General features: G+C 73.2%; 6 protein-coding genes. 3 read left to right on the forward strand and 3 right to left on the reverse strand.

Translation table 11 applies throughout. From position 1 onward, the window contains the following. Window positions 1-186: 186 nt before the first annotated feature. Window positions 187-2,643, forward strand: coding sequence for a DNA topoisomerase (ATP-hydrolyzing) subunit A (locus tag ACGFMM_RS28065; RefSeq protein ID WP_393649244.1), 2,457 nt, complete (start codon window positions 187-189; stop codon window positions 2,641-2,643). On the opposite strand, the gene ACGFMM_RS28070 is transcribed toward ACGFMM_RS28065, so the two are convergent. Then, complete coding sequence (locus ACGFMM_RS28070) at window positions 2,640-3,695, reverse strand: CobW family GTP-binding protein (protein WP_393649328.1); 1,056 nt, start codon at window positions 3,693-3,695, stop codon at window positions 2,640-2,642. The two genes, ACGFMM_RS28065 and ACGFMM_RS28070, sit on opposite strands and share 4 nt — an antisense overlap. 419 nt (window positions 3,696-4,114) lie before the next feature. Here ACGFMM_RS28070 and ACGFMM_RS28075 point away from each other — a divergent pair, with 419 nt between their 5' ends. Continuing rightward, the gene (locus ACGFMM_RS28075; RefSeq protein ID WP_393649245.1) at window positions 4,115-5,812 is read left to right on the forward strand and encodes an ATP-binding protein; all 1,698 of its coding nucleotides are present in this window, start codon (window positions 4,115-4,117) and stop codon (window positions 5,810-5,812) included. Then, window positions 5,809-6,489: a response regulator gene (locus ACGFMM_RS28080; RefSeq protein ID WP_393649246.1), complete on the forward strand. Its 681-nt coding sequence runs from the start codon at window positions 5,809-5,811 to the stop codon at window positions 6,487-6,489. The genes ACGFMM_RS28075 and ACGFMM_RS28080 overlap by 4 nt, the downstream gene beginning before the upstream one ends. An 18-nt stretch (window positions 6,490-6,507) precedes the next feature. Here the strand turns inward: ACGFMM_RS28080 and ACGFMM_RS28085 are convergent, their stop codons facing one another. Both ACGFMM_RS28085 and ACGFMM_RS28090 read right to left on the reverse strand, forming a co-directional pair. After that, window positions 6,508-8,106, reverse strand: coding sequence for a cation acetate symporter (locus ACGFMM_RS28085; RefSeq protein ID WP_393649247.1), 1,599 nt, complete (start codon window positions 8,104-8,106; stop codon window positions 6,508-6,510). Continuing rightward, entirely contained in the window at window positions 8,103-8,606 is a 504-nt protein-coding gene (locus ACGFMM_RS28090; RefSeq protein WP_393649248.1) for a DUF485 domain-containing protein, read from the reverse strand. Before ACGFMM_RS28090 ends, ACGFMM_RS28085 begins: the two co-directional genes overlap by 4 nt. Window positions 8,607-8,809: the final 203 nt, after the last annotated feature.

Here is an 8,809-nt window from a genome sequence, read left to right on the forward strand (position 1 = left end):
GGCATGTACGTCCCTTCGATCGCGATGTGGAAGAGTCCTGCCACTGTATGCAAGCGCACCGACACCTCGCGAAGTTCCCGCCGCATCGGACTGTCCCTCTTCCGGGTCGCGGTCGGCGTTGTCGGTGCGACGGTCCACAATGGTCCGCGTCAGATCAACCTTGTTGGTGAAGGAGCCGCAGCCGCGATGGCCCGCCGCAGCACGAAGACACCGCCGCCGGACGACGCGTTCGAGGAGAGGATCCTCGACATCGACGTCGTCGACGAGATGCAGGGCTCCTTCCTCGAGTACGCGTACTCGGTGATCTACTCGCGCGCCCTGCCCGACGCCCGCGACGGCATGAAGCCGGTGCAGCGCCGCATCGTCTACCAGATGTCCGAGATGGGGCTGCGGCCCGAGCGCGGCTATGTGAAGTGCGCCCGCGTCGTCGGCGAGGTCATGGGCAAGCTCCACCCGCACGGCGACGCGTCGATCTACGACGCGCTGGTGCGCATGGCGCAGCCGTTCTCCATGCGGCTGCCCCTGGTCGACGGTCACGGCAACTTCGGCTCGCTCGGCAACGACGACCCGCCGGCCGCGATGCGGTACACCGAGTCCAAGATGGCGGCCGCCGCGCTGCTGATGACGGACTCGATCGACGAGGACACCGTCGACTTCACGCCCAACTACGACGGCCAGGAGCAGGAGCCGGTCGCGCTTCCCGCGGCGTACCCGAACCTGCTGGTCAACGGCGCCTCGGGCATCGCGGTCGGCATGGCGACCAACATGCCGCCGCACAACCTGGGCGAGGTGATCGCCGCCGCCCGGCACCTGATCCGGCACCCGCACGCGGACCTCGAGGCGCTGATGCGCTTCGTGCCCGGCCCCGACCTGCCGACCGGCGGCCGGATCGTCGGCCTGAACGGCATCAAGGACGCCTACGAGTCGGGCCGCGGCACCTTCAAGATCCGGGCGACGACCTCGATCGAGAACGTGACGGCGCGCCGCAAGGGCATCGTGGTCACCGAGCTGCCGTTCACGGTCGGCCCCGAGAAGGTCATCTCCAAGATCAAGGACCTGGTCGGCTCGAAGAAGCTCCAGGGCATCGCCGACGTCAAGGACCTCACCGACCGCGCCCACGGGCTGCGGCTGGTCATCGAGGTCAAGAACGGCTTCGTGCCGGAGGCGGTCCTGGAGCAGCTGTACAAGCTGACGCCCATGGAGGAGTCCTTCGGCATCAACAACGTGGCCCTTGTCGACGGCCAGCCGCTGACGCTGGGTCTGAAGGAGCTGCTGGAGGTCTATCTGGACCACCGCTTCGACGTGGTCCGGCGGCGCTCGGAGTTCCGCCGCGGCAAGAAGCGCGACCGGCTGCACCTGGTCGAGGGTCTGCTGGTGGCCCTGCTCGACATCGACGAGGTCATCCGGCTGATCCGGGAGAGCGACAACTCGGCGCAGGCGAAGGAGCGCCTGATGGAGCGCTTCTCGCTGAGCGAGATCCAGACGCAGTACATCCTGGACACCCCGCTGCGCCGGCTCACCAAGTTCGACCGCCTGGAACTGGAGTCCGAGCGGGACCGGCTCACGGCCGAGATCGACGAGCTGACGAAGATCCTGGAGTCGGACGCGGAGCTGCGCAAGCTGGTCTCGGCGGAACTGGCCGCGGTGGCGAAGAAGTTCGGCACGGAGCGGCGCACGGTCCTGCTGGAGTCGGCGGGCGCTCCGGCCGCGGCGGTGTCGCTGCAGGTCGCGGACGACCCGTGCCGGGTGCTGCTGTCGTCGACCGGCCTGCTGGCCCGCACGGCGACGGCGGAGCTGCCGGCCGTGGAGGACGGCAAGCGGGCCAAGCACGACGTGATCGTCTCGGCGGTGGCGGCGACGCAGCGCGGTGACGTGGGCGCGGTGACCTCGTCCGGGCGGCTGCTGCGGCTGGCGGTGATCGACCTGCCGCAGCTGCCGGACACGGCGGCCGCGCCGAACCTCGCGGGCGGTGCGGCGCTGACGGAGTTCCTGTCCCTGGAGGAGGACGAGACGGTGGTCTGCCTGACCACGCTCGACGAGTCCTCGCCGGGCCTGGCGCTCGGCACGGCGCAGGGCGTGGTGAAGCGCGTGGTGCCGGACTATCCGGCGAACAAGGACGAGCTGGAGGTCATCGCCCTCAAGGACGGTGACCGGATCGTCGGCGGGACCGAACTGCGCACCGGCGAGGAGGACCTGGTCTTCATCACGTCCGACGCGCAGCTGCTGCGCTTCCAGGCCGCGCAGGTGCGGCCGCAGGGACGTCCGGCGGGCGGCATGGCGGGCATCAAGCTGAGCGCGGGCGCGGAGGTCCTCTCGTTCAGTGCGGTGGACCCGGCGGCGGACGCGGTGGTCTTCACGGTGGCCGGCGCGACGGGCAGCCTGGACGCCACGGCCGGTACGTCGGCGAAGCTGACGCCGTTCGACCAGTACCCGCGCAAGGGCCGCGCGACCGGCGGCGTGCGCTGCCAGCGCTTCCTGAAGGGCGAGGACGTCCTGGTCCTGGCCTGGGCCGGTGCGACTCCGGCCCTGGCGGCCCAGCAGAACGGCACCCCGTCCGAGCTGCCGGAGCCGGACCCGCGCCGCGACGGCTCGGGCACGCCCCTGGCGAAGCCGGTCGCGGTCCTCGCGGGCCCGGCGAGCTAGTCGGCCGACTCGGAGGGTTCCTCCTCCGAGTGCTGGACGTAGCGCAGGACACCCCACATGGACTGGTCGTCCGGGGTGTCCTGCGGGCCGTTCTGCTCGCAGGCGGCCAGGTTCTTGCGGAGGGCGGGGGCGTCGACGGCCGCGCCGATGAGGACGAGCTGGGTGAGGCGTTCCCCGCCGGCCGGCCAGGGCTCGGGGTAGAAGCGCAGGAAGCGGCCGACGGCGTGGACCGCGTAGCGGTTGGCCGGGTCGGCGGCGCCGAAGTCGACGAAGCCCTTGATGCGGTAGAGGCCCTCGGGGCGGGAGTCCAGGAACGCCATCAGCCTGCGCGGGTGCAGCGGGACGTCCGAGGCGTGGGAGACGGTCTCGTAGGCGGCGTGCGGGTGGGCGTGGGCGTCCTCGTCGCCGTACAGGATGTCCTCGATGGACATCTGGCCCTCGATCTCGCCCTCCGGGACGACGCGGTCGAAGAGCAGTTCGGGGTCGACCCGCCCGTGCGCGGCGGTGACCACCGCGGCCCGCTCCGCGAGTCGGCCGGCGCTCTCGCGCACGGCGGCGAGGTCCGGCTCGGCGACGCGGTCGGCCTTGTTGACGACGACGAGGTCGGCGAGGGCGAGATGCCGGTCGCTCTCCGGGTGGCGCTCGCGGGTGGCGTCGAACTCGGCCGCGTCCACGACCTGCACCAGGCCGCCGTAGACGATCCTCGCGTTCTCGCTGGCCAGCACCATCCGCACCAGCTCCTGCGGCTCGGCGAGCCCGCTGGCCTCGATCACGATCACATCGAGCCCGAGCTCGGGCCGGGTCAGCACCTCCAGGTACTCGTCCAGCTCGCTCGCGTCGACGGCGCAGCACAGGCACCCGTTGCCGAGGGACACCGTGGAGCCGACCTGCCCGGCCACGGTCATCGCGTCGATCCCGATGTCGCCGAAGTCGTTGACCATGACCCCGATGCGGGTTCCGCGGGCGCTGCGCAGCAGATGGTTGAGCAGGGTGGTCTTGCCGGAGCCGAGGAATCCCGCGAGGACGACGACGGGAATCTGCTGCGTGCCCAAGAGCTGCGCCTTTCGGTGTCTGCTGCGGTCCACCGGCCGCCGCACCAGGCCCGGGACCGGCCCACCAGGATAGGTCGGGGCGAGCCGGGAGACGGGCAGACCGGCGCGCGGGGCGGGCCGCGAGGCGGGCGGACCGCCGCCCGGGGCGTGCCGGTAGGCGGGCGGACCGCCGCCCGGGGCGTGCCGGTAGGCGGGCGGACCGCGCGCCGTGAGCCGTCGCACGGACGGGCGCGCACGCGTCGCACGGCCGGCGGGGCGTGCCGGGCGGCGGGCAGACCGGCGCGGGCCCGGCCGCGAGGGGGGGGCAGACCGCCGCGCCGTGAGGCGCCGCACGGACGGGCCGGCCCGCGTCGCATGCCCGGCGGGCGGGCCGTCGCGGGATTTCCGGTCCCGCTTCCCGGGCCCTTACCGTTCCTCTCATGACCTCGCCCTCTGTCGCCGCCCCGCCGCGCCCCGTCCGGCGGCGTCGGCTGGGCTGGCCGCGGCGGATGTTCTCGCAGGTCCTGCTGATGCAGCTGGCCGTCGCCACCGGTGTGACCGTGCTGGCCACCGGGCTGTTCCTGGCCCCGCTCTCCGCCCAGCTGGACGACCAGGCCATGCGCCGGGCGCTGGCCATCGCCGAGACGACCGGGACCCCGCGGCTGGCCGCCGACCTCGTTCGTACGCCGCCCCGCGCGGACGGGCCGGTGCAGTCCGAGGCCGAGCGGATCCGGCGGGCCACGGGGGCCGAGTACGTGGTTGTCATGGACACCCGCGGCATCCGCTGGTCGCACACCGACCCCGCGCAGATCGGCCGGCGCGTCTCGACCGACCCCAGCGCCGCCCTCGCGGGCCGCGAGGTGATGGAGATCGACAGCGGCACCCTGGGCCGCTCGGCCCGCGGCAAGGCCCCGCTGCGGGACGACGGCGGCCGGATCGTCGGCGCGGTCTCCGTCGGCATCGAGTACGACAGCGTGCGCGACCGGCTGCTCGCCGCGATCCCCGGCCTGCTGGCGTACGCCGGGGGCGCCCTCGCGGCCGGCGCGCTCGCCGCGTACCTGATCTCCCGCCGCCTCCAGCGGCAGACCCGCGACCTGGCGTTCTCCGACATCGCCGCGCTGCTCGCCGAGCGCGAGGCGATGCTGCACGGCATCCGCGAGGGCGTCGTCGCGCTCGACAGGAGCGGCCGGGTCCGGCTCATCAACGACGAGGCGCAGCGCCTCCTCGGCGTCGGCCCCGAGGCGGCCGGGCGGCCGCTGGAGGAGGTGCTGGGCGAGGGCCGGACCACGGACGTGCTGAGCGGCCGGGTCACCGGCGAGGACCTGGTGACGGTGCGCGGGCACCGCGTGCTCGTCGCCAACCGGATGCCCACGGACGACGGCGGCGCCGTAGCGACCCTGCGCGACCGTACCGAGCTGGAGCGGCTCGGCCGTGAACTGGACTCGACGCGCGGTCTGATCGACGCCCTGCGCGCCCAGGACCACGAGCACGCCAACCGGCTGCACACCCTCCTCGGGCTGCTGGAACTGGAGATGCACGACGAGGCGGTCGAATTCGTCACCGAGGTTGTCGGCGTGCATCGGGCCACCGCCGAGCAGGTCACCGAGAAGGTCCACGACCCGCTGGTGGCCGCGCTGCTGGTCGGCAAGGCCACCGTGGCCGCCGAGCGGGGCGTCTCGCTGCGGATGGCCCCGGACAGCCTGCTGCCGGACCGTGTCGTCGACCCGCGCGAGCTGGTCACCGTGGTCGGCAATCTCGTCGACAACGCTCTGGACGCGGCCGCCGGCGCACCGGACGCCTGGATCGAGGTGGCGCTGCACGCCGAGGGCCGTACGGCGGTGCTGCGGGTGACCGACAGCGGGGCCGGCGTCCCGGACGACCGCCGGGAGCTGATCTTCACGGAGGGCTGGACGACCAAGGACCTGCCGTCCCACGGCAAGCGCGGCCTGGGGCTGCCGCTGGTGCGCCGGCTCGCGGAGCGGCAGGGCGGCGGCGCACGGGTCGGCGCGGCGGCGGACGGCGGGGCCGAGTTCACCGTCGTCCTGCCGGAGGCCCTCACGGATCCGCCCGCGGGCGCTCCGCTCCCGGGGTCCGCTGGGTTCGCTGGGTCCGCCCTGGTCACGGAGGAGTCCCGGTGATCGAGGTGCTGGTCGTGGACGACGATGTGCGCGTCGCGCAGATCAACGCGGCGTACGTCGGCAAGGTTCCCGGCTTCCATGTCGCCGGCACCGCCCATTCGGCAGCCGAGGCGCTGGCCCGCCTCGACGACACTCCGGTCGACCTGGTGCTGCTCGACCACTACCTGCCGGACGGCAACGGTCTCGCGGTGGTCCGCGACATGCGCCGGCACGGCCGCCAGGCCGACGTGATCATGGTGACGGCGGCCCGTGACGTCGCCACCGTCCAGGCGGCCATGCGCCACGGCGCGCTGCAGTACCTGGTCAAACCGTTCGCCTTCGCCGGCCTCCGGGCCAAGCTGGAGGCGTACGCGGGGCTGCGCCGCACCCTGGATGGCGGTGGCGAGGCGGAGCAGGCCGAGGTCGACCGGATCTTCGGGGCGCTGTCGGCCGGTTCGGCTGCTCCCGAACTCCCCAAGGGCCACTCCCCCACCACCGCCGAACTGGTCCGGCAGGTGCTGCTGTCGGCCGACGGGTCGCTGTCCACGCAGGACATCGCCGAGCGGGCGGGGGTGAGCCGGCAGACCGCCCAGCGCTATCTCAAGCTCCTTGAGCGCTCCGGCCGGGTGCGGCTGTCGCTCAAGTACGGGGAGACGGGCCGGCCGGAGCACCGGTACGTCTGGGTCTCCTCCCCCTGACTCCGCGCCCCGCGCACGTCACACCGCGCCCGCCCCGGTGAGCGCCCGGACCTCCGTCTCGGCGTGCTTGGCCGCGTCGGGGGCCTCGGGTGAGGTGACGGTGCCGATCCAGCCGGCCAGGAAGCCCAGCGGGATGGAGACCAGGCCGGGGTTCTGCAGCGGGAAGACGTGGAAGTCGACGCCGGGGAACAGGGCCTCGGGGCTGCCGGAGACCACCGGAGAGAGCAGCACCAGCAGGACCGCCGGGACGAGTCCGCCGTACACCGACCAGACCGCGCCGCGGGTGGTGAACTTCCTCCAGAACAGCGAGTACAGCAGTACCGGAAGGTTTGCCGAGGCGGCCACCGCAAAGGCGACGCCGACGAGGAACGCCACGTTCAGGTCGCGGGCGAGCAGCCCGAGTCCGATCGCCGCCACGCCGATCCCGGCCGCTGCGGCCCGGGCGACGGCGACCTCGCTGTACGGCTTCGCCCCGGCGCGGCGGCTGCGCAGCGAGGCGTACAGGTCGTGGGCTACGGAGGCGGACGAGGCCAGGGTGATGCCGGCGACGACGGCGAGGATCGTGGCGAAGGCGATGGCGGCGACGACCGCGAACAGCACCGTGCCGCCCGTGGAGCCCGCGCCGCCGCCCAGGTCGAGGGCGAGCAGCGGCACGGCGGTGTTGCCGGCGGCGTTGGAGGCGCGGACGGCCTGCGGGCCGATGATCGCGGCGGCGCCGAACCCGAGGACGATCGTCATCAGGTAGAAGCCGCCGATGAGACCGATCGACCAGACGACCGAGCGCCGGGCCGCCGCCGCGGTCGGCACGGTGTAGAAGCGGGACAAGATGTGCGGCAGTCCGGCGGTGCCGAGCACAAGGGCCAGACCGAGGCTGATGAAGTCGAAGCGTGCGGTCCAGTCTCCGCCGTAGCGCAGTCCGGGCGCGAGGAAGTCCGTGCCGTGGCCGCTGCGTTCGGCGGCGGTGCTGAGCATCAGGCCGAAGTCGCCGTGGAAGCGCACCAGGACGAGCACGGTGAGGGTCACCGAACCGGCCATGAGCAGCACGGCCTTGACGATCTGGATCCAGGTCGTGGCGCGCATCCCGCCGAGCGACACGTAGATCACCATCAGCGCACCGACGCCGATCACGGCCCAGTTGCGGGCGGCGGCGCCGGTCCCGCCGAGCAGCAGCGCGACGAGGCTGCCCGCGCCGACCATCTGCGCCACGAGGTAGAGCAAGGAGACGGTGACGGACGACGCGCCGGCGGCGATGCGGACGGGCCGTTCGGCCATGCGGGCGGCGACGACGTCGGCGAGGGTGAACCGGCCGCAGTTGCGGACGAGTTCGGCGACGAGGAGCAGCACCACGAGCCAGGCGACGAGGAAGCCGACCGAGTAGAGCATGCCGTCGTAGCCGAAGAGGGCGATCAGCCCGGAGATGCCGAGGAAGGACGCGGCGGACATGTAGTCGCCGGCGATGGCGAACCCGTTCTCCATGGGCGAGAACAGCCGGCCGCCGGCGTAGAACTCCTCCGCCGAGCCGTGCCGGTGGCGGCTCACCCAGGTGGTGATCGCCAGGGTGACCGCGACGAACGCGCTGAACAGGATCAGCGCGAGGGTCTGGTGCTCGCCGCTCACCGGGTCGTCCCCCGGGTCGGCTCCTGGCCCCGGTTCTGTTCGTACACGGTCCAGCGCAGTTCGAGCGCCGCCGGGTCCCTGCGCAGGCGGGCGTGCCGGGCGTACGCCCAGGTCAGCAGGAAGGTGCTGAGGAACTGGGCGAGCCCGGCGAGCATCGCCACGTTCACCGCCCCGGCGACCGGCCGGCCCATGAACTCCGGTGCGACGGTGGCCACGACGACGTACGCGAGGTACCAGGCCAGGAACGCGCCGGTCGCCGGGATGACGAACCGCCGGTAGCGGGCGCGGACTTCCCGGAAGGCGGGGCTGCGCTGCACCTCCAGATAGATGTCCGCGGCGGTGAGGGCCTGAGCCTGGCGCGGGACCTGTCCCGGCGGACCGGCGGCCTCGGCCTCGGGGCTGGCTGGGGCACCCTGCTCTCCCCAGCCGGAGGCGAGCGCGTCGTACCAGGGGTCGTCGATGCGCCCCGCCGGGGTGCTCGGCCCTTCCTGCTTCTCCACCGGTGAACTCTCCTTGTCAGCGAACCGTTTCGGCCGCGTGCCCAAGGATGGACAGAGCGGGAAGATCCAGGACTCTTCTCCTCGATCACTTCACTCCATCAGGTGAGGGAATCGCACAGCGGGGGGGGCCGGGGGGCCCGCCGGCCCCGCCGGCCCCCCGGGGGGGGGGGGGGGGGGGTGGGGGGCGGGGCGGCGGGGGGGCG

The sequence above is a fragment of the Streptomyces sp. NPDC048604 genome (genome assembly GCF_043199435.1).
Classification (GTDB): domain Bacteria; phylum Actinomycetota; class Actinomycetes; order Streptomycetales; family Streptomycetaceae; genus Streptomyces.